The following is a 22,925-nucleotide window of genomic DNA, read 5'->3' as shown; positions in this document are numbered from 1 at the left end:
CGCGCGAAAGCACTCCCACCAACCCTGGTGCCGCTCTCGAATGTTTCACGTGAAACATTCGTTCGCTACTTATTGTGAAATACGTTATCGTTTTTCTTAAATTACCTATTGCGCGCGGGGCCGACACCCGGTAGAATAATCCGCGCTGCTGAAGCACGGGGTGTTAGCTCAGTTGGTTAGAGCGCCGGCCTGTCACGTCGGAGGTCGCGAGTTCAAGTCTCGTACATCCCGCCATTTGAACCTACGAAAGCCCGCCACTCGGCGGGCTTTCTGCTTCTTTCCCCTCATCAGGCACACAACGCGCACGTGACGCGCCCTACCCCAGTGACTCGATGCCGCCTTTTACGTAGTGGTCGATGGCGTTTTGTATGCGTTCCCAGCGCTCAAGGTCGAGGGAGGCGGCGCGCTTGGCGGAGGCTAGGCAGCCGGCTAACTGGAAGAATACGACGCCCTCCAGCTGTTCGTCGGTGAGCGTACAGGCACCAGTGAGTTTGCGCCGATAATCCCCGCATGTTGAGGGCACCAACTTCTCCACGATGCGCGCGGCGAGTGCGTCGTCCATGAACAGGCTGCGGTAGCGCTCGTTCTCGCGCACGAAGCTGCAAAACGTCGCCGAGCAGTTCCGGCACCCACCCAGTGGCGCGGCGTCCACCTGCTCAATCACGCTGCGCATCTTCTCCAGCGCTTCGTCGAGCGCCTCATCTAGCACGTCGGAGGTGTTCTTGTAGTGGCGATAGAACGTCTGGCGACCCACGCCCGCCTGCGCGCACAGAGCCGTCACGGTGACCTCGGCGAACGGTCGCTCCCGTGTGACAGCAAGCAAAGCCTCTTTGATAAGCGCCTTCGATCGTGCAGCCCGCGCGTCTTCCTTGGCGCGGCGCGTTTCGTTGTTCACGGCGAGTCCCCTCTTTCCCCTTGTTGCTCGCACTGAGCAAAGTATACGCCCACCCGCGCCCCGAAAGAAGTGGAACACTTTGGACACACCTGTTCCCTATGAGACGAAGAGCTGCGGAACGTCACGCAACGCCGCAGGTCAAACATTCACCCTCACCGTATCATTGCTGCCACAAGTAAACGACCGCGCGCTGGGGAGAGCGCGCGGGATCGCTTTCCACAGACAACACGTTTGCAGGAACTCGCAAGCGAACAAAGGGGCTCACCATGATTTTCGACATCGTACTCAACCAAATGATCGTGTTTTTTCTTGTGCTGCTCACCGGCGCGGCGGCAAGCAAACTGGGCGTCATCCGCAAGGACTACTTGCCCGACTTCGCAAAACTCATTTCGAAGGTGCTGCTGCCCGTCATGTTGTTCTTCCTGACATACAGCCGCTCCACGCGCGAGACGGTGTTTGAGAACCTACCCATGATTGGTCTGGCCGCCGCGTTCTACGTGGTGATCATCGCCGTCACGTGGGTGCTGGCGAAGATCCTGCGCCCGGTGGGCGACAAGGCAAAGGTGTTTCGCTTTGCGTTCATCTTCGGCAACACGGGGTTTGTGGGCATACCTCTGCTTGCGGCGCTGTTTCCAGATTCGGGTCCGCTCTACCTGGCACTGTTCTCCATCATCGACCAGGCGCTCTTTTGGACTTACGGCATCTACCTGGCCACCGCAAGCGGCACCAAGGCGCGCATCAACGCGAAGAGTTTCGTGAACCCGAACCTGATAGCCATGGCGCTTGCATTCGCGTTTGTGCTGATAGGCATACCGCTTCCGGGTGTTGTGTGCGATACGCTGGGGCTCATCGCCAACGGCACGAGCGCCATGTGCATGCTCTACCTGGGTGCCCTCTGCTACTTCTCCAACCTGAAAGACGCGCTGAGGTCAAAGGAGCTCTACGCGGGCATCGCCGTGAAGATGATTGCCCTGCCGGTGGCGGCGGGGTGGCTCTTGAAGGCCACGCCGCTCGACCCCACCATGACCACAAGCCTGGTGCTGCTCATGGCATTGCCCACCATGACGGTGGTGCCCATGATTGCGAAGATGCACGGCACCGAAGGCGACTACGCCGCGGGCCTCACCGTAGGCACCCTGGTGGCAAGCGTGGTCACCATCCCACTGGTGGCGCTACTGGCGCTGTAGCGCTAGGCGCGTTGGTCGATGCGCGTGAGCGACACCACGTGCAGGGCATCGCCGGAAACGCAGGGCTCGCAGTCGGCCGCGGCCGCTTCAGCGAAGTTCACAGGCTCGTACGACGTGTTCGCAATCGGCGTGAAGGAAACGGGTGGCTCTCCGCCGGCATCCAGCACGTTGTAGGCGTCCATGCAGGCGCGCAGCAGCACATCGGGGCGCAACGACCCGGTGGGTTTGGCCTCCAGCGAGAACGTGACCACCGCACCCGCAAGGTCGAAATCGCCCACCACAAAGTCGCTCACGCGCAGCGTTTTCTCCTTCTTCTTGCGCACGACGGTGACCTCGTCAACGAGCGGAAGGTGCTCGGGCGTACAGGACAGAAGCGCGCGATAGGTGCTCACGGGATACGCCACGGACGCGGCCGGCGCGCCGGGTTCGATGTAGTGACACTCCTTCACCATGAGGTCGGGGGCGCTGGCCGCTTGGAGCGCCTCAAGCGCCTGTTCAGGCGACACGTAGCGCGTCAGTTGCAGGTCGAATATCTCGCGCAGGCCACCCACTCCCACGGGAAGCGCCGCGCCGAAGGCTATCTTCATGTGCGGCGAGAAGCCCTGACTGATGGCGAACGGCAAACCAGCGCGACGCACGGCCCGCTCAAGAGCGCGCGCCACCTCCAGATGCGACAGCAGCGCAAGCCGCCCCTGCTTGCAAAAGGTCACACGTAAACGGAAGATGCGAAGATCAGCCACGAGGGGCCTCCTCTCCCGAAGCGGCCACATCCGCAGCCGCGGCCGCCACCGAAGGCGCAGGCGCCATGCGCTCAGCGGCCAGCACGTTGTCGGCATCGAGCCCAGGGCACACACCGCACGCCGAGCACGCACCAAACGTGCAGTCCGGCGTCGTGCGACCCTCGGCGGCAAGACGCCGCTCGCGCGCCAAAAAGCGCTCCGACACACCGGTGGACACATGCGACCACGGCATGACGCGTTCCACCGGATAGCTCGTCTGCGCCACGGCCGCCGGGTCGATGCCCGTTTCAGCAGCAGCCGCCCGCCACGCTTCCTCGCTGAAGCACTCGGTCCATGCGTCGAAGCGCGCACCACGACGCCACGCGGCCTCAACCCACGCCGCCGCCTCGCGCCCACCACGGCTCATGACCGCTTCCACGAAGCTGGTCGACGGGTCGTGCCAGTGCACGTCAACCGCCTTGTACTTCACCGAATGCCGCAACAGGTTCACGCGGCGCTGCGCCTCTTCAGGCGTAATCTGGCCGTCCCACTGAAACGGCGTCTGCGCCTTCGGCACGAACAGCGCCACCGACACGCTCACGCGCACGCTGCCGCGCTGCTCGGGGGCCACGGCCGCCTTTGCGCGATCGTACGCGCGCTGCGCGAGCGAGGCGATGCCCTTGATGTCGTCGTCGGTTTCGGTGGGAAGCCCAATCATGAAATACAACTTGCAGCGCCGCCACCCGGCCGCAAAGGCTGCGTCCAAGGCGCCGAACAGGTCATCTTCGGTCACATTCTTATTGATAACGTCGCGCAGCCGCTGCGTGCCGGCCTCAGGCGCAAACGTGAGGCCGCCCTTCTTCTGCCCGGCCACGAGCCCCGCCATATCCACGCCAAAGGCATCGAGGCGCTGGGAGGGCACCGACACGCGCACGCCCTTGCCGTCGAGCGCGCGGTTCAGGCGCGTGAGGATGTCGGCAATCTGAGAGTGGTCGGTCGATGAAAGCGACGTGAGGCTCACCTCGTCATAGCCCGTTTCCGCCAGACCCGTCAGCACCGACTCCACCACATTGTCGGCCGAGCGCTCGCGCACGGGGCGATACATCATGCCCGCCTGGCAGAAGCGACACCCGCGCGCGCACCCGCGCAGGATCTCCACGTTCAAGCGGTCGTGCACCACCTCGGTGAACGGCACGACACACGGCTCCCACCCCGAACTCTCCGCAAAGCCCGTGAACAGGCGTTTCTCGAAACGCACCGGCAGGCCCTCTTCCACGGGCTCTATCCACGACCCCGCTTCTTGCGCCTCAGCCTCGCTACGCCAGCGATAGAGCGACGGCACGTACCAGCCCGGCTCCTGCGCAAGCGCGCGCAGAATGGCCGCGCGGCTCTCCCCCGCCTCGCGCATCTGGCGAATAAGGCAGAGCGCCTCGGGCACCGCCTCCTCACCTTCACCAATGGACACAGCGTCGAAGAACGGCGCGTACGGCTCCGGGTTGAACGCGCAGGGACCACCACCCAGCACAAACGGGTCGGCCTCGGCGCGCTCATCTGCCTGCAGCGGAATGCCCGCCAGATCGAGCGTTTCCAGAATGTTCGTGGCCGCCAGCTCGTGCGGCAGCGTGATACCCACCACATCGAACTCAGCCAGCGGCGCGCAGCTCTCAATGCTGAAGAGCGGAATGTCCTCCGCGCGCAGCGTGTCGCAAAACGCCGGCGCCGGCAGAAACGCCCGCTCAGCCGCCATGCCTTCCACCGCATTCACCACATTTACCAGAATGCGCACGGCCTGGTTCGCCTGCCCCAATTCATACGTGTCGGGATACACCATGCAGAAGCGGAAATGCGCGTCGGGCTTGTAGACGCAGCCCCATTCGCGGTTGAGGTAGCGCGCAGGGCGCTCGGCGTCAGTGAGCAGCGGCTCGAGGCGCGGCCAGAGGTCCGTCATCGGAATGATCCTTCTTTCCTTATATACAGGGAAGCGTTAGTGGGAGGAACGCGAGTTCTTAAGGCGGGAACGGGCCACGTCAGCCACCGAGCGCGCCGCAGTGCGAGCGACGTCGCTGGCATCCACACCTGCCGCCTGAGCACCTGCCTGCACCACCGACGAAGCCAGCGGCACCGCAGCGCCCGCAGCGGAGCGCGCCGCGCCCTTCACCTTCGCGGCCGCCGTGCGCGCAACTCCGGAAAGGCCCCCGCCCGTCGTCGCACCAGCCACCGCAGGCGCGGTGTCGCCGCAGGCAATCTCGCGAGCATCTTCCGCCAGCTCCACGGCCTTGTCGCGTGCGCGGGCCACCACACCAGCCAGACCCGCAATGTTTCCGCCCTCTTCGAAGTACTCGATGGCGGCACGGCCCATGGCCTGCGTGCCCGTATAACCAATAGCGGCCTTCACGGCCCAGCCGAGTGCCGGCACAAACGCCACCAGCTGGCGCGCCACCGAACGGCAGGCGAACGCGCCACCCACCACGGCGGCCAGTTCCTTCACGCGCTCCATACTCATGGGCTCGCCGTAGGCGGCGGCAATTTGCAATAGCATCTTCGCCTGATTGAGTGTCATGATGGGCATATCGGCACCCGGAATGAATACCACCAGGCCAATGCCCGCGTTTTGTACCGACGTGGCATTCACGGCGTCCACCGACAGGGGCCTGCGCACAAACGGGAAGGCCAGCGCGAAAGCCAGCCGCTTGTCGTGACACGTCTCGATAACCCACTCGCCCATGCGGCGGTCGAGTGAGGCGGCGGCGCGCTCGTCAAGCGCGTAGGGCTCACCCGATCCCGCCGATGCGGGCAGGGCACGCGCATCGCGCGGCACGTCAGGAGCCACAATGTCGGCCTGCGGCAGAGGATGACCCTGCGCATCAGCGATGTCTTTCACTAGCGCGGGCAACGAGGTGGCAATCATCACGGGCACACCCGCAGCGCGCAACTCGTCGGCATGAGCACCCACCTCAGGCGACAGTCCGGCCACGATAACGGCCATGTCGTCGCCCACAAAAGGCGCGAAGGGGCGGCCGTCCAGGTACACCAGCGACACGCGCGCATGAGCACTCTTGCTCGCAAAGGCGGCACGCACGCGAGCCACCACGTCGCCCGGCGCGGTTTCGTCAATGTAGACGCTCACCGACAGCGGCGTTTCGCGCGCCTCGTCGATGTTCGTCGCCTCGTCGATAACAGCCTTCACGTCAACGGGTAGTTGCATAGCTGCCCTTCTTCCCACTCGTATTGTTATGGGCCCACACCGAGCCAATGAGCCCTATCAGCGCGAAGTTCAACAACATGAACGACGAGCCATAGCTCACAAACGGCAAGGGGATGCCGGTGATAGGCATAAGCCCACAGGTCATGCCAATATTCTCAAGTATCTGGAACAACCACATACCTATAGCACACATCACGATAAGCATACCGAATAAATCAGCGGCCGCACCAGCTATGCGCAAGCTTATCAAAACGAGTGAAACATACAGCGCTATCAGCGCCATTACACCGAAAAACCCAAGCTCTTCAGCCAGTACGCAGAAGATAAAGTCGGTCGGTGCTTCAGGCAAAATATGAAGCGCGTGCTGCGAGCCCTGCATGTAGCCCTGTCCAAACAACCCGCCGGAACCAATAGCAATCTGCGCCTGTTTAAGATTGTAACTGGTACCCGTCGGGTCGATGTCGGGATCAAGAAACACTAGCAAACGGTTACGTTGATACTGCTTAAGTAGCTTGTAATCGCCCGTCGCATTCTTGATGACTTCATCCACTGCAAACACGCACGCGATGGCCACCACACCCGCCAGGAGGGTAATCAGCAAGAACTTGAGTCGCGCACCGCCCGCAACCAAGGCCACCGCCCCAATGAACAGATACACCAGGCCGGTTCCCAAGTCGGGCTGTGTCATGATGCACAAAAATGGTATCAGCATAATGCCGAGCGCCTTGCAATACTCGCGCGGGTCGTCGAGCCGCCCACCGTAGCGCGCCACCACACTTGCATCCAACAAAATGACGGTCAGCTTCGCGAACTCGCCAGGCTGCACTTGAATGCCCACGTTAATCCACGAATAGGTACTTGTTCCCGCATCGGTGCCGATGATGGGAATGTGGGGCGAGAGGATAAGCACCACATTCACGACGAGAAGGAAGGTCGTTGCTTCCGACAAGCGACGGTAGTCGAAGCGCCACATAATTATCATGGCCACCACACCCAAAGCCACGCCGACCAACTGCTTTGAGAATTCGAAGCGTTCTTCGCCCTGCACCGCTGAATATAAAATCACCAACCCATAGCCCGACAGAAGGACCACCACCACAAGAAGCGGCAGGTTAAGCGAGGGAAACCTGCGCGTACGCGTGGCATCGGACACAGACCTGTCGGGTGCGCGCACGGTATCTATCTGCGGCGGTTGCGCCATAGCGTATCCCTCCCTTCCTAGTCGGTTCGTCCCGAGGAACCCGACGTGGCCAGCGGTTGCGACTTGCCGGTGGATCCTGCTACCGGTGCCACCTCGGTCAGTTCGCCTGCATCACACTTGAGCGCCGCGGCCAGCACTTCAATGCCGAGCGGTGCACCTACGGCTGAACCGCCACCGCCCTGCTCCACCACGCAGGCTACCACGTACTTGGGGTCGTCGTAGGGGGCATAGCACGCAAACCAGGCGTAATCCTCCTGGCCCGCCTTCTCACCGGTACCGGTCTTGCAAGCTACCGTGGCCGGGTCAAGTCCGAACTGGTTGAACAGTGCCACCAACTCGGCGTTTTCGGTACCTACCCCACGCAACGCGTCGCGTACGATGTTAAGGTTCGCCTGATCAACGTCAGGTTCGCCAACAACTTCTGGTTCCACCGTAGCCGCTACGGCCCCACTTGCGTTGCGCACCTCTTTCAGCACATGCGGCTTCATAAGCTTACCGGTTGCAATAGCACCGTACGCCACGGCCACCTGCAAGGGTGTGACCAACACATCTCCCTGGCCGATAACCATGTTCGTAGAGTCGCCACCCTTCCAGGGAATCTCCGCCGGCACATCACGCCAGCGCTCGGCCTTCCACTCCGGCGTGGGAATACGACCAACCGTTTCACCAGGAAGATCGATGCCCGTCTTTTTACCGAAGCCGTACTTCTCCACCTCGTCCTGCATGGCCGTATCGCTCACGGTGGGGTGTGCATTACCTCCAAGGACACTTGCATCGAAGAAGCTTTTCGCGATGTCGTAGAACACCACGTCGCATGAATTCACAATACCGCCGCGGAAATCAAGTATGCCGTGGCCGGAGTGGTTCCAGCACTTCTGTTCCACGCCGGTATGCCACCCATCCCACGAGCCACCGCAATCCCACGTTCTGCCGCCACCGGCGAAGCCATACTTGAGGGCGGCCAAACCGGTGAATGCCTTAAACGTGGAGGCAGCGGGGTATTCGCCCTGAACGACGCGGTCGAGCAGAGGATGGTACGACTCATCCGAATCGTAGGTATCCCACACCTCGTTAGAAATACTGCCGGTGAGCAAGCCAGGTTCAAACGTGGGATAACTCGCCAGTGCCGCTATACCGCCGTCGCGCACATCCATGACTACCACTGCGCCCGCACAGCCTTTGCCGGTGCCAATGGTACCGTTTTCAGGAGCGATGAGCGCAGCAAGGGCGCGATCACACACGTACTGCACGGGTGCTTTAATGGTGAGCGTCACATCGGAGCCACGCGTGGGCTGCGTTTCGCTTTCCACTTCCACCACGTTGCCGTCAGCATCGGCGATGACGGTACGCTGGCCATGGTCACCCGCCAACAGGTCGTCGTAAACGTATTCCACGCCCGCCTGCCCCACTGAGTCACCGAGCTCAATGGTACGTCCGTTGCTCGCAGACGCCAGGTTCTTCTCATTCACTGCTCCCGTGTAGCCCACCACATGGGCTGCCAGAGCACCGAAGGGATACTCGCGCACCGTGCGCGTTTCAACCGACACACCCTTAAACGCATCGGCGTGTTCGGAAATAAAGGCCACGTCGCGCAGACGCGCATCACTTACCACCACGCGCTGGCTTTGCGCACCTGAGGTGGCATCTTGAATGCGTTGGCGCACCACGTTATAAGGCAGTCCAAGCACCGTGGATAAGCGCTGCACCACATCACGATCGCTCGCCACATCGGCATCAGCCAACACGGTAAGCATCGAGCGGTTCTTCACGAGAGCCACGCCGTCGGCATCGTAGATGCAGCCGCGAGGCGCGGGCGTGGGCACCACGGTGTACTTGTTCTCAGCGGAGAGGCCGGCGTAGTATTCCGACGACATCACCTGCATGCTCCACAGCTTCACGGAAAGCGAACCGAAGATAGCCGCCGCCAGCACACCAATGGCAGCGAAGCGGGACTTGAGCCCATCAGCAGGCTTTTTGGACGCCGGCTGCGACGAAGACACGCGCGGTGCGGACGAACCGCCACCCCCGTGTTTGCCGCCCGCCCCCAGCGACGAGGACACGCCCACGTTACCCACCGAGCGCACATCTTTTTTCTTCTGGCCAGCATAGGGCGTTTTCGTACGGTTACGCACGGCGAATACAACAACGATGACCACGAGGGCCACCACCAACGTGATGGCTGCGGCGATGAGGGCGGCTACCATACGAGACGCCCCTTAGCGGAGGTGCGGCGAGCCGGGCTGGGCAGGAGTGGCCAGAGCGAGCACGCGCGCGGCAAGCGGATAGAGGATGAGGCCGATGGCGCAGTCGTAGAGCGCACACGGCAGCGCGCGGTAGATGAACACGTCAAGCGCTCCGGCATCAAAACCAAACGCCATCAGCAGCGCGCCGTAGAGCGTCTCCACCACCAGCATGCCTACCATGAAAATAACCAGCGGCATGAACAGCGTATCGTTGTCGAGCACCATAAAGGCGCGCGACGCCAAAAACGTGACCAGGACCAGCAGAAACGCCATAGCCCCCACCGGGCCACCCGACACGAGGTCAAACGTCAGTCCCAGCACGAAGGGCAGCACCGGGCCGGACGTGGTCGGACGCACAATAGCCACCAGCAGCGCGTACACCGCCACGAAGTTCGGCATGGCCGCAAACACGGCAATGTTGGGGGCAAGCATCACCTGCAAAAGCACCGCCAGCACCGCGCCCACTATCAGCGCCACGCGATCACGGGTCTCACTCATGAGGTTTCGCCCCCTTCCTGGTCGTCGTTGGTGCCGTCCTGCGTGGCGTCGCCATCGCCATCGGTGGTGCCTGCGTCGCCAGAAGCATTCGCGTTGCCGCCGTTCTGCGCCGTGTTGCCCAGCGCGCCTTCGGAGTTCAGGCTTTTCACCACCAGCACTTCTTCAAGCGAGGCGGCGGTGTCGTTCGGCGACACCACAATGCGCCCCGTGGCGTTGCCCGCAGCCGTGTCCACGCGCACCACGGTGCCAATAATGAGGCCGCGCACGTAGCTGCCGCCGAGGCCCGACGTCACAATGACATCGCCCACCTGCGGCACCTTCGTTTCGTCGATGTTCTCCAAATACAGTAGGCCCTCAAGCGAGCCGCGCACGATACCCTCGGCCCGGCTTGACTGCACGAGCGCCGCCGCGCCCGACTTCGAATCCGTGAGCAGGCGCACATCAGCCGTGCGCTCCGTCGTGCGGAACACCTGCCCAATCACGCCCGAGGAACCCATCACCGTCATGCCGGTATTCACGCCATCAGCCGAGCCCGCATCAATGGTAATGAACTGGTCATACGCCTCGATGCTCTTGCCCACCACGCGCGCGGCCACGCCGTCAATGTCGTAGGAGTTCTTGAGGTTCAGCAAGCCTTCCAGGCGCTCGGCTTCCTGCTTGTACTCGTCGGCCTGGGACAGGAGGTTGCGGAGCTGCTGGTTTTCTTCGCGCAGGCTAGTGAGCGAGGTTTCGTCAGCCGTGAGGTCGGCCAAGCCGTCGCCCATCGACGAGGTGGCATCATCAACCGCCGCACCGGCGAACTTGAACGGCGCCACGGCACCGGCCACCGCGTTTTGCACGGTGTGCAGCGGGCCGTTTTCACCCTCGCGCGCGTAGAGCGTCGCCAGCGCCAGGGAGGCAACAAGCAGCACGACGAGAAGCACCCGTCTCATTGATGCCGAACCGTTCTGTTGGAAGTTAAGGGCCATGCGGGAGGGGCTCAGGCCTTACTTCGATCGCATGAGGGTTTGCTTGAGCGCCGTCGGAGTCTCGAGCACCTTTAGGCAGCCAGTTACCACGTTCGTGAGCGCCGTTTCGCTCACCCACACGGGAATTTCCAGCTTGTCGGTGAGGTACCGGTCGAGGCCCGAAAGCAGGCCACCGCCGCCCGTGAGCAGGATGCCGTTCTGAATGATGTCGGACGCCAAGTCCGGGTTCGTCTTCTTGAACGTTTCCTTGATGTGGACAACCATTTCCTCGCAGGGTGCCACCAGGGCCGCACGCACATCTTCGGACTGAATGGTCACCTCTTTGGGCTGCTCGGTGATAACGTCTTGGCCGGAAATGATCATGTCGCGCTCGCGGCCGTCCTCAAACGGCAGAATGGAGCCAATCTTGATCTTGATGATTTCGGCCGTGCGCTCACCAATTTTGATGCCCAGAAGGTCGCGCAGGTGCATGGCGATGGCTTCGTCCATGCGGTTGCCCGCCAGACGCAGCGACGACGAGGTCACGATGCCGCCAAGCGAGATAACGGCCACTTCCGTGGTGCCGCCGCCGATGTCAACCACCATGGAGCCCGTGGGCTCGGTGACGGGCAAGTCGGCACCCATAGCGGCCGCCATGGGCTCTTCGATGAGGTAGGCCTGACGCGCGCCCGCCTGAATGGCGGCCTCGAACACCGCACGCTTCTCCACCGAAGTGGCACCGCACGGGATGCAGATGACGATGCGCGGCTTCGCCTGCCACGGATACTTGCGCACCGCAGCCTTGTTAATAAACGCCGAAAGCATAGCTTCGGTTACGTCGTAGTCGGCGATAACGCCATCTTTCAGCGGATGCTCTGCCGAAAACGCCTCAGGCGTGTGGTTGATCATGTTCTTCGCCTCGTGACCAACGGCGAGCACGCGATGGGTGCTCTTCTCGATGGCAACGACGGAAGGCTCGTTGATGACGATACCCTCACCCGTAATGGCGACCAGCGTATTGGCAGTTCCGAGGTCGATGGCCATGTCCGTCGACATCTGGCCGGTCAGACCCGAGAACACGTCTAAAAAGGACATAGAGGCAAACCCCTTGAATCTCGATTCCAAGTAAAATCGAATTCTAGCACAGGCGTTGCTCCCCTGTTGAAAATCCACGAGGGGCACACCCGTCGCTTCGGCGAACATGCCCCCCGTGTTAATTCATGGTTGAAGGAACCTAGTGGACGCTGCAACTGAGGCACGGGTCGTACGCGCGCACGAGCTTCTCTATTTCCTGGCGGATGGCGTCCTCTTCGGCCCCTTCGGCCACCAGCTTTTCGGCCAGAAGGCGCATGTCAGCCTCCAGGTTCGCCACGTTTTGCGCCGTAGGCGTCATGATGGAGGCGTGCACTACGTTACCCTCATCGTCCAGTTCCAGGTCGTGGAAGAGCGCGCCACGCGGTGCTTCGGTGAAGCCCACGCCGCGGCCCGCACGCACCTCGAAGGACACCGGCTCGCTGCCTCCCTCAATGGCGCCCGGCTCGGCCAGCGCGCGGCAGATGCCCGCGCAGCGATCGAGCGCGTCCACCAACTCCACGGCCTGCGCCACGTTGTTCATGAAGGGGTTCTTCTCCGGCGGACGCAAGCCCGCCTTCGCGGCGGCCATCTTGGCCTTCTGCCCCAGGTGCTCCCACGAGGCGTTCACGCGCGCGAGTGCACCCGTGAAAAACGGTGTGCCGGTGTCGCGTACGCGCGCGAGCAGCGCCGCCGAATGCGGCACGTCGTACTCTTCCAGGTGTTTCTCCACGTCATTCGCGTCAAACTCGATGCCCGCCTCCAAGAAGCGCGCGGTGTTCGAGCACTCCACCGGATAGTAGTCGGGCTCCACCATGGCCAGCATGTCGCCCGCCGTGGCAATGTCAGGCACCGTAAAGCCGTGGAACAAATCGACGGCCGCCGCGGCAAACGCACCCGCCGCGTCCATCTTCTCGGCCAGCTCAAGGTATTCCTGCGCGCTGATCTCGTGCGTGAAGCCGCCCACCACCGCCGTGATGGGGTGAATGGAGCGCCCGCCCACCTTCGTGCACAACTCATTGCCAAGCGCCTTGAGGCCGAGCGCCTGCTCGAACAGCTCAGGGTTGGTCTCGGCCAGGGGAAACACGCTCACCTGCCCCACGAAGTCGGGCGCGGCCAGCACGAACAGGTGCGTTGCGTGGTTTTGCAGGTAGGACCCGTACACCAACAGCTCGCGCAGGGCGCGCGTGCGCGGCGTCACCTCAACGCCGAAGATGCGCTCGATGGCCTTGAGGTCGGTGACCACGTGGCTCGCCGAGCAGATGCCGCAGATGCGCGACGAAATGTAGGACACCTCGCGATAGCTGCGCCCGCGTACCATGCTTTCGAACAGGCGCGCCGGCTCAACCACGTTCATCTCAACGGTTTTTACCACGCCGTCTTCAATGACCACGTGCACATTGCCGTGACCCTCTACGCGGGCGATGTGGTCTACGTGTATGGCGGTTTTCGTCATGAAAGCTCCCTACTCGCTCGCCTGAAGGGCGGGGTTCACCTGGTTAAACATCTCAAGTGCGCGATCGAAATCGGCCACCGACACGCCGTAGCGCTCGCACGCCTCACGCGCCGAGGGCAAATTCGCATCGGGCGAAAGGCCGCGGCAGCCGTTGCAGGGGCGGCCCAAGTTTACGCAGCGCGCACCGCACCCGGCGCGGGTGACCAGGCCCAAGCACAACTCGCCCTTGCCGAAGAAGCAGCATGTTTCGTTGCGCTTGCAGTCGCCACACATCGTGCGCGTGGGCACCGCTTTGTTCGACCCATAAAGCGCGCGTTGCAGCACGTCCACGAAATCGAGCGTGTCCACCGGGCACGTGCGCACCTCGAAGTCCACATCGATGACCGCCTGCACCGGGCGCGGGGCAATCATTTCGCCGCAGGCCGCAGGCACATGTTCGTATACCTGAGCAGGCCGCTCAATGAATCCCGCGGCGGCCATGCCGGGGATGCCTGCCGTCGTGGCGCACGCACCCACGGTGATAACGGTAGCGGCGCGCTCGCGCACCTGCCGCACGGTGGCCTCGGCTTCCTCGGTGGTAATGGCGCCTTCAATAACGGCTACGTCGAAGTCCTCGGGCATGGGGTCGCTCGAGGTCAGCTGCCAGTAGCGCAGGTCAATTTGGCCAAGCATCTCCATGAGGTGCGCCTCAGCGTTCGTGATTTGTAGTTGGCAGCCAAAGCAACTGGCCAGTCCCACCACCACCACGCGCGGCGTCTTCGGCATGTCCTGACAGGCGATACACTGTCCGCTTGTGTTCGTCATATTACATCGACCCCTGGATGTTCTTGGCTTCCCAGTAGTTGAACACCGGCCCATCAATGCACACGTACTGGTGTCCAATCTGGCAGTGGCCGCACTTGCCCATGCCGCACTTCATGTGGCGCTCGAAACTCACGTAAATGTGGTCGTAGCTGATGCCCTTCTTGCGCATCTCGTCAATGGCGAAACGATACATCACCGGCGGGCCGCAAAGCGCGCCATACGTGTTCGACGCGTCTATCTCCAGGTGCTCAAACGGCTTTGTGACCAGGCCCACTTCGCCATCCCACGTGTCGTCGGGATGATCGACCGTCAGATACAAGTCGAAGTCCTTGCGGTGGCGCCACATCTCGAACTGCTGGCGGAACATCACCTCGGAGGGGTTCTTCGACCCGTAAATAATAGTAACCTTGCCGAATTCACTGCGTTCGTCGTGAATGTTGTTGATGAGCGAACGCAACGGCGCAATGCCAAGGCCGCCCGCCACCAGCAAAATGTCGTGGCCCTTCATTTCCTCGATGGGAAAGCCGCGGCCAAACGGTCCGCGCAGCCCCACAATGTCGCCGCACTGCATGTTGTGCAGCACCGTGGTGAACGTGCCCGCGCGGCGCACACACAGCTCAATAAAGCCGCGCTTCGTGGGAGAGCTGGAAATGGAGATGGGCGCCTCGCCCACGCCGAAGATGCTCACTTCCACAAACTGGCCGGGCTCATGGTGAAATGCGTCGCGAATGCGGTCGTCGATAAGCCGGAATTCGAACAGCTTTTCCGTGGCCGTGAGATCTACGATGGATGTAATACGCGCTGGCCAGGGGCGATACGGATTCGCAGCCATCATTTCGTCGCCCGTCAGCGGGGCGGGCTCGGCAGCCAAGGGCTTCACCTGCACCGTGGAAACCGCACAGCTACTCGGCATCTTGCGCCCCCTTCCTCGCGAAGAATTTCAGCACTTCAATGGGGTTGATGTTTGCCTTGCAGGCCTTCACGCAGCGCCCGCAACCCACGCACAGCATGCGGTCGTGGTTGGCCAAGAAGCCGTTCAGCTTGTGATACATGCGGTGGCGCACGCGATTGCGGCCGTCAGCGCGGAAGTTGTGCCCGCCTGCTACCTCGGCAAACTGCGGCGACGTGCACGAATCCCACGTGCGCTCGCGCCGGCCCGTCTTGCCATCGGGGTCAAGCGTGTCGCGAATGTCGAAGCAGAAGCACGTCGGGCACACGGCCGAGCACGCCGTGCAGGCCAAACAGCGCCCGCCGAGTTCTTCCCAGAACGGGTCTTTGTGGAACGCGTCCATGAGCATGGCCACGTCCTGGATGTCGGGAATGTCCTCGCTGAACGCAGCCTGACGCCGCCGCGCCGCATGACGAAACGCAATACGGTCTTCGTCGGTGGCCACACGGGGGTTGCACGCCGCTTCAAGAATGTTCGCGGCTTCCACACTTGAGATGCTTACCAGGTAGCGGTCGCCAATGTCTTGCAGGAACAGGTCGTAGCCGAAGCGGGCCTCGTCGGCGCCCCACAAATGACAGAAGCACGTCTCGGTGGGCGTGCAGCTGATGCCCACAATGAGCGTGGCTTTGCGTCGGGCCACGTAGTATGGGTCGGGCATGCGCCCGTCGCGGAATACAAGATCAAGCCTGTTCAGCGCATTGATGTCGCACGCATGAGCGCCAAACACAACGCGGGGGGTGATCTCCGCCGCAAACGCGGCAACCTCGTTGTCGCGCGCGTCGAACGGAAACAGCGTTTCCGTCGGCGGTAAGAAGTACTTCTTCGGGGAGGAGATGGTGGTGTCGTATCCCAGCTCAATGTCGTCGAATGAATGGACGGCCTCGAACACGTAGCTCCGGTCACGCTTGACCGGAGCTACCACTTCGTAGGTTTCCATGAACGCCGACACGAGCGAGGGCAACTCGGCTGCATCAATGACGCGGTAGAGCATGCTCTCGTCCTTCTCTCGTCTGGCTTTTTGTGCCTATACGATGATCGGAGCTTTTACGCGAAGAAAATCCCGATCTCACGTTCTGCGGATTCGGGGCTGTCCGATCCATGAATGACATTTTCATCCATGATAAGGCCGAAATCGCCGCGAATCGTGCCGGGGGCGGCTTCTGCCGGATTAGTGGCACCCATGAGCGAGCGGCACTTCGCCACCGCACCCTCGCCGGACACGACCATCTTCACCACGGGACCGCTGGTGATGTAGGAGATGAGGCCCTCGTAGAACGGCTTGCCCTCGTGCTCGGCGTAGTTGGCCTTCGCCTGCTCGTCGGTCACCATGCCCAGCTCCATGCGCTCGATGGTAAGGCCCGCGCGCTCGAAACGATTGACGATCTCACCGATGTGGCCGTTGCGCACGCCATCGGGCTTAATCATGGTGTAGGTCTTCTGCACTGCCATAGGTAGCTCCCTTTCTCGTTCTCTTAACATGAAGAAAGTGCGCGCGGGTGCGCGCACTTTCGGTGAACCTGGTTAATTCTGACTTGCGAAGTAGGGCTCGATATTGGACACCTTCCAGCCTATCATATCGCGCACGAGCGACACCTTGTACTGGATGTCCCCGCCTTGCTCGGTCTTGGCCGTCAGGTAGACGGTCGAGTTACTCATCGACTTATCCACGCCATTCACCACGGCGTTCGGGTCGGCAACCACCGGGTCAATCATAGTTTGCGCCCGCTCGCTGTCCACCTCTTTGGCGAACACGGTGGACACGGCAGCCTCAGGGTTGGCCAGCAACTCCTTCGCCACCGTTTCCTGCGACGGGTAACCCCAGCCCTGCGTGTACAGGAATACCGCCGCGCCGAATGCCACCAACACCAGCAAAATCAGCACCACGAGGAACTTCAGTCCCACGTTGCGACGCTTGCGATCCTGCTTCGCCAGGCCCTTCGACCACTTTTCCAGCTCTTCGTCGCTTGCGTTGAAGAAGCGATCGGAGCCTTCGGAGGCGGGATAGGGCTGATCCCCGTAGGAATCGGCGTAATAGTACGGGTCCTGCTCGCCGTAGGCGTACGGGTCCTGCTCGGCGTACACGGCCGTGCCGTCGGCCGTCACGTCCAAGCCGGACATGTCTGCCGCCACCGAGGGAATGACCTGCGTGATTTCGGACGTTCCCTGGGCCACCGCCGCAATGGCGCGCTGGTAGTCAACGCTTGCGGAGTCGGACAGGTAGTACGTCTTGCTGGCAATGGCCTGCTCGAAGGCGTTGACCGCCTTCTGCATCTGGCCGCATGCCACGTAGGCCTGGCCGAGGTTCGCGTACAGCTTGTTCTTCGTGTCGGGCTGCATGTCGAACTGCAGCGCACTCTCATACGAGGCCACCGCATCGGCCGGACGGTCGAGCGCCATGAAGCACACGCCCAGGTTGAGCAGGGCCTTCGTAGGATCGGGGTTGCCCTCGTCGAGCGCCGCCTCACGGAAGGCCACGCCCGCCTCGGCGGACTTGCCCAGCTTCAACAGCGCGTTGCCCATGCCGGTGTAGGCCTTGTACGGCGTGTCGTACTTCGCATCGGACACGGCAATTTCGAAGTGCTTCACCGCATCTTCGTAGTCATGCAAAGCGGCATACGCCATGCCCAAGTTGTAGTTCACAGCCCCGCAGGCATCGTAGGCTGCATCGGCCGTGGCCTGGGTGTACGCCTGAATTGCCTCATTGCAATCCTTGAGCTTCACCAGGCAGTTGCCTATCTGATGATAAAGCAGCCCCATCTCGCCGGGCGCCAGCGGATGGCTTCCGTCCTGCAAGCACCGGGTAAACGCGGCGAGCGCGCCTTCGTAATCCTTCGCAGCATACGCTGCGCGGGCTTGCTGGAATAGGTCGTTGTTCATCTGCTTCCTTACCTACTTGGTCGAGGATGGCCGGCGACTACGCGGGCGCTTACTCGGCAGCGTTCTCGATTTCCACGTGCTCGATCACATCGCCCACGCGCAGGTTCCCGATGACATCGAGACCCTCCAGCGTGTCGCCGAACACGGTGTAGCCCGAGTCCAGCATGGGCTGCTCGCCCAGGCAGAAGTAGAACTGCGAGCCGGCCGAGTTCGGATCCTGCGAGCGCGCCATAGCCAGCGTGCCATCGTTGTGCTCGTTGTGCGGGTTCGTGGTGTACTCTTCCTTGATGGAGTAGCCCGGACCACCGGTACCCAGACGGGAGCGGCCGCTCTTCGAGACGTTCACCACTTCCTCGGAAGTGAGGTCACGCGTGTTCGGGCAGCCACCCTGGATGACGAAGCCCGGCACATAGCGATGGAACTTCAGGTTGTCGTAAAAGCCCTTGCGCGCCAACTCCACAAAGTTGCCCACGTGAATGGGGGCATCCTTGCCGTGGAGCTGCACACGAATGGTGCCCTTAGACGTGGTGATGACGGCGATCTCATCGCCGGTCGGCTGGTATTCGGGCGTGTACATAGCCATGGGTGGCTCCTTTTCGTTCTTTCGTTCGTCTTTACGTTCGCGCCCACGCGAACATGGGCGGTGTACCGCATACGAAAGCGAATTTTAGCAGGTAACCCAGCCGAAACAAGAAAAATCGTATAACATCCACTGCGCTTTGACCGCCAGGCGCGCGGCACCTTTGACCTAGCTCGGTGCAACGCGCGCTTACCGGCGCGTGAAGATGCTGACCACTTCCACGTGGTAGGTTTGCGGGAACATGTCAACCGGCTGCACCGAGACCAACCGATAGCCGCGCGCCTCGAAGCGCTCCACGTCGCGCGCCCAGGTGGCGGGGTTGCAGCTCACGTAGGCCACCCGCGTCGAAGCGGCGGCCGCGATGTCATCCACCACGCCATCGGCCAAGCCCGCGCGCGGTGGGTCCACCACCAGCGCGTCCAGCTCACCCAACTCAGGGAGTTCACGTGCGGCATCGCCGCCCACCACTTCGATGTCAACCTCATTCATGTCGGCGTTGCGGCGCAAGTCACGCACCGACGAGCCCGCCGCTTCAACGGCAACCACGTCGGCCCCCGCCTGCGCAAGCGGAACCGAAAACGTGCCGCCACCGGCATACAGATCGGCGACGTAGAGCCCCTCAAGGCCTTCAGGGCCTTCTTCGCCCCAGGTGCCGCCGAGGCCCTCCACCACTGTGCGGATAAGTTTTTCAGCCTGTGCGGTGTTCACCTGGAAAAACGATGGCGCACTGGTGAGGAAGCGCGCACCGGCCAACTCTTCTTCCCAGCAGCCTTTGCCGTCAAGCGTTTCCACACCTTTGATCTTGCGCGCTTTGCCCGGGTCAGCCATGACGCGCACAATGCTGGTGGCCTTGATGGCGCTCTTGAGCGTTTTCGCTATGTGTGCGCGCGGGAAGGCGCCGGGCGTCGTCCAGAGCGCCACTTCTAGGTCGCGCGTGCGCAGGCTGTGGCGCACCCCCACGCGGAAGATGCCCAGGTCGGACGACCCTTGGGCAAACTTGAGTGCCCCGCGCAACGCCTTCGGCGCCTTCGCGATGGCGTCGTGTGCCAGCGGGCAAGTGCCCGGCGTGGCGATGTCGTGCGTACCTTCGCGATGAAATCCCAGTTGGAAGGTGCCGTGCTCGTCGGTACGCGCGCCCAGCTCCAGCTTGTTGCGATACCCCCACTGACGTTTGCTCGGCAGGCAGGGCTGCACGAGGGCCTCGGCGCGCTCGGCATCGAAGTGCGCCGTGCGGACAAGCGCCGCCACCACGTTGGCGCGCTTCGCCTCAAGCTGCGCCTCGTAGGACAAGTGCTGCCAGGGGCATCCCCCGCATGCCTCCCCTGCCCCACACGTGGGTGCGATGCGCGCAGGCGAGGGCTCCACCAGGCTCACAATGCGCGCGCGGGCAAAGGTTGGCTTCTCTTCCACCACCTCAACAACAGCCTCGTCACCAGGCACCCCGCCCGCCACAAACACCGTCTTCCCACTCCCCAGATGCCCCACAGCCTCAGCCTCATAACCCATACGTTCAATGAGTATAGTCTCGTCCATGAATTTGAAGATCCTTCGCTTTGAGGGTAGTTTTCATCCATCATAGCGTATAATCGTGCGGCGTGCCCTTGTAGCTCAGGGGATAGAGCGTCTGCCTCCGGAGCAGAAAGCCGCAGGTTCGAATCCTGTCAAGGGCACCAGCTTTCTTCGCCAGCAATTCACTGATCGAATCAATCATCATATATTTCACCTTCCCTCCTCATGTCAAAATCGCTTTCGTGTAAAACCGATGAAAGCGAGAAGATATGACCGACTTGACGAGCGCTGTCGCCGAATACCTTACCTATTGCCAGCAGATTAGAAGACTGAATGCTAAAACGATCAAGGCGTATCGGTGTGATCTCAGGCAGTTTGAAGAGTGGCTCCACAAAAATAAGATGCAGTTTGGGGAGCGAGCCATTTTCGGATACCTCGCTTTCATGAATGCAACATATGCACCGAGCAGCGCTAAACGCAAAATCGCGTCAATAAGAGCTTTTTCGGCGCATCTCTATTCGCGAAATCGCGCGAAGGATCCGTTTAACCTCATTGAAGTAAGAATCAAGGAGCCAAAAAGACTTCCGAGAACCATTCCACTCGTTGATTTGAAACGCATCATCGGAGAACCCTTAGAGGCATCGGATGACCCAAGCAACTACATCCCTGTTCGAAACAAGATGATTGCTGAACTTCTCATCGCAAGCGGAATCCGCATTTCAGAACTCTGTTCACTCGACGAGCACCACTTCGACAGTGGCAGCAGGAGTCTTTTAATCATGGGTAAAGGCTCAAAGGAGCGAATGATTCAGATCGAAAGCGACAAGACGTTATCTGCTTTTGCCGTCTACCTCAAGGCACTTCACGCCTTTCGCGCAGAATTGGGTGTTGAGGAAACTAGCAGTAAGGCGCTCTTTATCAACCGATTTGGCGCTCGACTCACAGAGCAGTCAGCAAGAAATGCACTAAACCGCCTCACTTCCGAAGCGGGGGTGCTGCTACACGTAACGCCACACATGTTCAGGCACACATTCGCAACGATGCTCCTCGAAGGCGACGTAGACATCCGCTACATCCAAGCCCTCCTCGGCCACAGCTCAGTAAAGACCACCGAAATCTACACCCACGTAACCTCAACCAAACTAAGAGAAATCATGAAATGCAAAAACCCAAGAGACTTAGTCGGCGGCCCAATAGGAACAGAGTAGATTTTCCAACTCCTGATAACCACCAATTATCGGGATGTGAGAAGATGTTAGATAGACTCAAGTGTCTCCAAAATATCGCGCTCCAGAGAATCGAAGATTGTCACATCATTCTTGTGGCCAATATCAGGGAAAAAACTGACGGTTTTTGTGATTACATTGGGGGAACGTCCGTAGTATCCGAATTCTTAACTCTAAATCAATATGAATTAATTATCCAAACTCTCAGAAATATAGGTTTCGAAGTTAGCGGATATTTTGACGAGAATACATTTCTTCAAGACTGCATTGAGAAAAATTTCTTTAAATCGTCTGGAAAACAAATTGTAGTTATCAATACCGCGCAAAAAGGTACTGCTATAGGCAGAAAATCTCTTATTCCGGCATTCTGTGATATGAACGGTTTGTGGCATACGAACAGCAATGCATATACAGTCAGCCTAACCAGAAACAAATACCATTGTGATAGCATTTTGGCGGCAAACCATTTCCCAGTTACGGACGAATATCTTTACATTCCCCAACATGGATGGTTTTCCGATCGTAGGCCAAAAGAGGGAGAGAAAATTATTGCAAAGCTAAATGGAGAAACTTCTAGCATAGGCCTTTCAAAAGAAAATATTTTTAATTACAGTAAGAAGAGCGACACGTTCATTAATGAACTGTCAGAACTCTATTGTCAACCTGTGCTTGTTCAAAGATTCATTGAAGGCTATGAAGTTGAAGTTCCAGTTATAAATGTAAATCACCTCATAGAAATCGTTCTTCCTGTTGGTATATCGGTATACGGAGAAAACCATCTACATGAAACTATTCTTGATTATGAAATTAGGAAAAATTTGAAATTTGACTTCTACGACTACTCACAACTAAACGATTCTGTATCGCGAGAACTCGAAAAACATACGATTAACGCTACCCGATTGCTTGGTATAGAAGGATTCGGGCGAGTTGATTTTAGGGTTGATTCAAATGGAACGTGCTTCATCACCGATGTTGCCGCTAATCCCCATTTGACAAAAGGAATGTCTTTTAACTATGCCTTCACTAAAAATAATCTTAATTATGAGTCGATGATTCTATGTCTTGTTGGGTCGGCAATTGCGCGACACTTGCCACAAAAATTATTGGAAGCAGTTTGATTACCAACAGTGTCGGAATCAAAACAAGGAATGACCATGCCTGGACCCATTTGATCATTCGGCCTTGATACAAAGCCGAATCTTTCATAGAACCCTGATTTCCCTAATTTTGACATCAGCCCAACATAAGCTGAGTTGACCGCATTCGTCTGGATGTAAGCTAACAAACTCGCTACTATTACAGTTCCTATACCCTGATTTTGGAAAGAAGGATCAACCATTATGTCTTGAAGATAGAAGCAGATTCGGGAGTCTCCCACAATCCTCCCCATTCCTACTATAGTATCAAAACGATAGATGCCAACGTTGAATACGCTTCCACGTAGTCCGACACGCAATTCCTCAAGATCGTAGATGCACCAACCTAAAAGTTTTCTCAAATAAAGAAACTCTTCTGCTGATACACAATTATTCTTGACACTAAAAAGCTGCTGCAT

The 22,925-nt window shown here is 59.9% G+C and carries 21 protein-coding genes and 2 tRNA genes; 5 read left to right on the top strand and 18 right to left on the bottom strand.

All coding sequences use genetic code 11. The features are described from left to right. Positions 1-157 precede the first annotated feature (157 nt). Positions 158-234 (top strand) — tRNA-Asp (locus QNJ86_RS09530). An 82-nt stretch (positions 235-316) separates the two neighbouring features. Here QNJ86_RS09530 and QNJ86_RS09525 read toward each other — a convergent pair. Beyond that, positions 317-895, bottom strand: a complete 579-nt coding sequence (locus QNJ86_RS09525; RefSeq protein ID WP_283832381.1) for a TetR/AcrR family transcriptional regulator — start codon at positions 893-895, stop codon at positions 317-319. Between the two features lie 266 nt (positions 896-1,161). Here QNJ86_RS09525 and QNJ86_RS09520 point away from each other — a divergent pair, with 266 nt between their 5' ends. Beyond that, positions 1,162-2,082: an AEC family transporter gene (locus tag QNJ86_RS09520; RefSeq protein WP_283832380.1), complete on the top strand. Its 921-nt coding sequence runs from the start codon at positions 1,162-1,164 to the stop codon at positions 2,080-2,082. Positions 2,083-2,084: 2 nt separating this feature from the next. Here the strand turns inward: QNJ86_RS09520 and QNJ86_RS09515 are convergent, their stop codons facing one another. The 16 genes from QNJ86_RS09515 to rlmD all read right to left on the bottom strand — a co-directional run bounded on the left by QNJ86_RS09515 (position 2,085) and on the right by rlmD (position 20,165). Beyond that, positions 2,085-2,822, bottom strand: coding sequence for a TIGR03936 family radical SAM-associated protein (locus tag QNJ86_RS09515; RefSeq protein ID WP_283832379.1), 738 nt, complete (start codon positions 2,820-2,822; stop codon positions 2,085-2,087). Next, positions 2,815-4,749, bottom strand: a complete 1,935-nt coding sequence (locus QNJ86_RS09510; RefSeq protein ID WP_283832378.1) for a TIGR03960 family B12-binding radical SAM protein — start codon at positions 4,747-4,749, stop codon at positions 2,815-2,817. The genes QNJ86_RS09515 and QNJ86_RS09510 overlap by 8 nt, the downstream gene beginning before the upstream one ends. A gap of 36 nt (positions 4,750-4,785) precedes the next feature. Then, positions 4,786-6,006 carry a YcjF family protein gene (locus QNJ86_RS09505; RefSeq protein WP_283832377.1) on the bottom strand — a complete coding sequence of 407 codons (1,221 nt, stop codon included), beginning with the start codon at positions 6,004-6,006 and terminating at the stop codon, positions 4,786-4,788. Then, entirely contained in the window at positions 5,990-7,207 is a 1,218-nt protein-coding gene (rodA, locus tag QNJ86_RS09500; RefSeq protein ID WP_283832376.1) for a rod shape-determining protein RodA, read from the bottom strand. The genes QNJ86_RS09505 and rodA overlap by 17 nt, the downstream gene beginning before the upstream one ends. A 17-nt stretch (positions 7,208-7,224) precedes the next feature. Beyond that, positions 7,225-9,411: a penicillin-binding protein 2 gene (gene mrdA / locus QNJ86_RS09495; RefSeq protein ID WP_283832375.1), complete on the bottom strand. Its 2,187-nt coding sequence runs from the start codon at positions 9,409-9,411 to the stop codon at positions 7,225-7,227. A gap of 12 nt (positions 9,412-9,423) precedes the next feature. Beyond that, positions 9,424-9,948 (bottom strand): rod shape-determining protein MreD, encoded by a 525-nt coding sequence (gene mreD, locus QNJ86_RS09490; protein ID WP_283832374.1) that lies wholly within the window; start codon positions 9,946-9,948, stop codon positions 9,424-9,426. Continuing rightward, complete coding sequence (gene mreC / locus QNJ86_RS09485; protein ID WP_283832372.1) at positions 9,945-10,880, bottom strand: rod shape-determining protein MreC; 936 nt, start codon at positions 10,878-10,880, stop codon at positions 9,945-9,947. The genes mreD and mreC overlap by 4 nt, the downstream gene beginning before the upstream one ends. 54 nt (positions 10,881-10,934) lie before the next feature. Continuing rightward, positions 10,935-11,990: a rod shape-determining protein gene (gene mreB / locus QNJ86_RS09480; protein ID WP_283832371.1), complete on the bottom strand. Its 1,056-nt coding sequence runs from the start codon at positions 11,988-11,990 to the stop codon at positions 10,935-10,937. Between the two features lie 139 nt (positions 11,991-12,129). Continuing rightward, entirely contained in the window at positions 12,130-13,422 is a 1,293-nt protein-coding gene (locus QNJ86_RS09475) for a Ni/Fe hydrogenase subunit alpha (RefSeq protein ID WP_283832370.1), read from the bottom strand. Positions 13,423-13,431: 9 nt separating this feature from the next. Further along, a complete protein-coding gene (locus tag QNJ86_RS09470) occupies positions 13,432-14,226 on the bottom strand; it encodes an NADH-quinone oxidoreductase subunit B family protein (RefSeq protein WP_283832369.1) in 795 nt (264 codons plus the stop codon). Position 14,227: 1 nt separating this feature from the next. After that, positions 14,228-15,139, bottom strand: a complete 912-nt coding sequence (locus QNJ86_RS09465; protein ID WP_283832368.1) for an FAD/NAD(P)-binding protein — start codon at positions 15,137-15,139, stop codon at positions 14,228-14,230. Next, positions 15,129-16,166 (bottom strand): 4Fe-4S dicluster domain-containing protein, encoded by a 1,038-nt coding sequence (locus QNJ86_RS09460; protein WP_283832367.1) that lies wholly within the window; start codon positions 16,164-16,166, stop codon positions 15,129-15,131. The genes QNJ86_RS09465 and QNJ86_RS09460 overlap by 11 nt, the downstream gene beginning before the upstream one ends. 53 nt (positions 16,167-16,219) lie before the next feature. Next, complete coding sequence (ndk, locus tag QNJ86_RS09455; protein WP_283832366.1) at positions 16,220-16,624, bottom strand: nucleoside-diphosphate kinase; 405 nt, start codon at positions 16,622-16,624, stop codon at positions 16,220-16,222. Between the two features lie 72 nt (positions 16,625-16,696). Continuing rightward, a complete protein-coding gene (locus QNJ86_RS09450) occupies positions 16,697-18,052 on the bottom strand; it encodes a tetratricopeptide repeat protein (protein ID WP_283832365.1) in 1,356 nt (451 codons plus the stop codon). 49 nt (positions 18,053-18,101) lie between these two features. Further along, entirely contained in the window at positions 18,102-18,635 is a 534-nt protein-coding gene (locus tag QNJ86_RS09445) for a peptidylprolyl isomerase (RefSeq protein WP_283832364.1), read from the bottom strand. Positions 18,636-18,821: 186 nt separating this feature from the next. Continuing rightward, positions 18,822-20,165 (bottom strand): 23S rRNA (uracil(1939)-C(5))-methyltransferase RlmD, encoded by a 1,344-nt coding sequence (gene rlmD, locus QNJ86_RS09440; RefSeq protein WP_283832363.1) that lies wholly within the window; start codon positions 20,163-20,165, stop codon positions 18,822-18,824. A 64-nt stretch (positions 20,166-20,229) separates the two neighbouring features. Between rlmD and QNJ86_RS09435 the strand changes: the two genes are divergently transcribed. The 3 genes from QNJ86_RS09435 to QNJ86_RS09425 all read left to right on the top strand — a co-directional run bounded on the left by QNJ86_RS09435 (position 20,230) and on the right by QNJ86_RS09425 (position 22,488). Beyond that, positions 20,230-20,305, top strand: a tRNA-Arg gene (locus tag QNJ86_RS09435). A gap of 105 nt (positions 20,306-20,410) precedes the next feature. Next, positions 20,411-21,349 carry a tyrosine-type recombinase/integrase gene (locus tag QNJ86_RS09430; RefSeq protein ID WP_283832362.1) on the top strand — a complete coding sequence of 313 codons (939 nt, stop codon included), beginning with the start codon at positions 20,411-20,413 and terminating at the stop codon, positions 21,347-21,349. Positions 21,350-21,393: 44 nt separating this feature from the next. Continuing rightward, complete coding sequence (locus tag QNJ86_RS09425) at positions 21,394-22,488, top strand: D-alanine--D-alanine ligase family protein (RefSeq protein WP_283832361.1); 1,095 nt, start codon at positions 21,394-21,396, stop codon at positions 22,486-22,488. Here QNJ86_RS09425 and QNJ86_RS13920 read toward each other — a convergent pair. Beyond that, positions 22,410-22,925, bottom strand: coding sequence for a GNAT family N-acetyltransferase (locus QNJ86_RS13920; RefSeq protein WP_420052769.1), 516 nt, complete (start codon positions 22,923-22,925; stop codon positions 22,410-22,412). The genes QNJ86_RS09425 and QNJ86_RS13920 overlap by 79 nt on opposite strands.

Source organism: Gordonibacter faecis (assembly GCF_030077735.1).
GTDB classification, from domain to species: Bacteria; Actinomycetota; Coriobacteriia; order Coriobacteriales; family Eggerthellaceae; genus Gordonibacter; species Gordonibacter faecis.
This window is presented reverse-complemented; position numbering and strand designations above follow the sequence as displayed.

Bases quoted from the DNA above. Each gene is read 5' to 3' on its own strand.
- QNJ86_RS09520 (WP_283832380.1), top strand. From the start codon at position 1,162: ATGATTTTCGACATCGTACTCAACCAAATGATCGTGTTTTTTCTTGTG.
- QNJ86_RS09510 (WP_283832378.1), bottom strand. From the start codon at position 4,749: ATGACGGACCTCTGGCCGCGCCTCGAGCCGCTGCTCACTGACGCCGAG.
- QNJ86_RS09505 (WP_283832377.1), bottom strand. From the start codon at position 6,006: ATGCAACTACCCGTTGACGTGAAGGCTGTTATCGACGAGGCGACGAAC.
- rodA (WP_283832376.1), bottom strand. From the start codon at position 7,207: ATGGCGCAACCGCCGCAGATAGATACCGTGCGCGCACCCGACAGGTCT.
- mrdA (WP_283832375.1), bottom strand. From the start codon at position 9,411: ATGGTAGCCGCCCTCATCGCCGCAGCCATCACGTTGGTGGTGGCCCTC.
- mreD (WP_283832374.1), bottom strand. From the start codon at position 9,948: ATGAGTGAGACCCGTGATCGCGTGGCGCTGATAGTGGGCGCGGTGCTG.
- mreC (WP_283832372.1), bottom strand. From the start codon at position 10,880: ATGAGACGGGTGCTTCTCGTCGTGCTGCTTGTTGCCTCCCTGGCGCTG.
- mreB (WP_283832371.1), bottom strand. From the start codon at position 11,990: ATGTCCTTTTTAGACGTGTTCTCGGGTCTGACCGGCCAGATGTCGACG.
- QNJ86_RS09475 (WP_283832370.1), bottom strand. From the start codon at position 13,422: ATGACGAAAACCGCCATACACGTAGACCACATCGCCCGCGTAGAGGGT.
- QNJ86_RS09470 (WP_283832369.1), bottom strand. From the start codon at position 14,226: ATGACGAACACAAGCGGACAGTGTATCGCCTGTCAGGACATGCCGAAG.
- QNJ86_RS09465 (WP_283832368.1), bottom strand. From the start codon at position 15,139: ATGCCGAGTAGCTGTGCGGTTTCCACGGTGCAGGTGAAGCCCTTGGCT.
- QNJ86_RS09460 (WP_283832367.1), bottom strand. From the start codon at position 16,166: ATGCTCTACCGCGTCATTGATGCAGCCGAGTTGCCCTCGCTCGTGTCG.
- ndk (WP_283832366.1), bottom strand. From the start codon at position 16,624: ATGGCAGTGCAGAAGACCTACACCATGATTAAGCCCGATGGCGTGCGC.
- QNJ86_RS09450 (WP_283832365.1), bottom strand. From the start codon at position 18,052: ATGAACAACGACCTATTCCAGCAAGCCCGCGCAGCGTATGCTGCGAAG.
- QNJ86_RS09445 (WP_283832364.1), bottom strand. From the start codon at position 18,635: ATGGCTATGTACACGCCCGAATACCAGCCGACCGGCGATGAGATCGCC.
- rlmD (WP_283832363.1), bottom strand. From the start codon at position 20,165: ATGGACGAGACTATACTCATTGAACGTATGGGTTATGAGGCTGAGGCT.
- QNJ86_RS09430 (WP_283832362.1), top strand. From the start codon at position 20,411: ATGACCGACTTGACGAGCGCTGTCGCCGAATACCTTACCTATTGCCAG.
- QNJ86_RS09425 (WP_283832361.1), top strand. From the start codon at position 21,394: ATGTTAGATAGACTCAAGTGTCTCCAAAATATCGCGCTCCAGAGAATC.
- QNJ86_RS13920 (WP_420052769.1), bottom strand. From the start codon at position 22,925: ATGCAGCAGCTTTTTAGTGTCAAGAATAATTGTGTATCAGCAGAAGAG.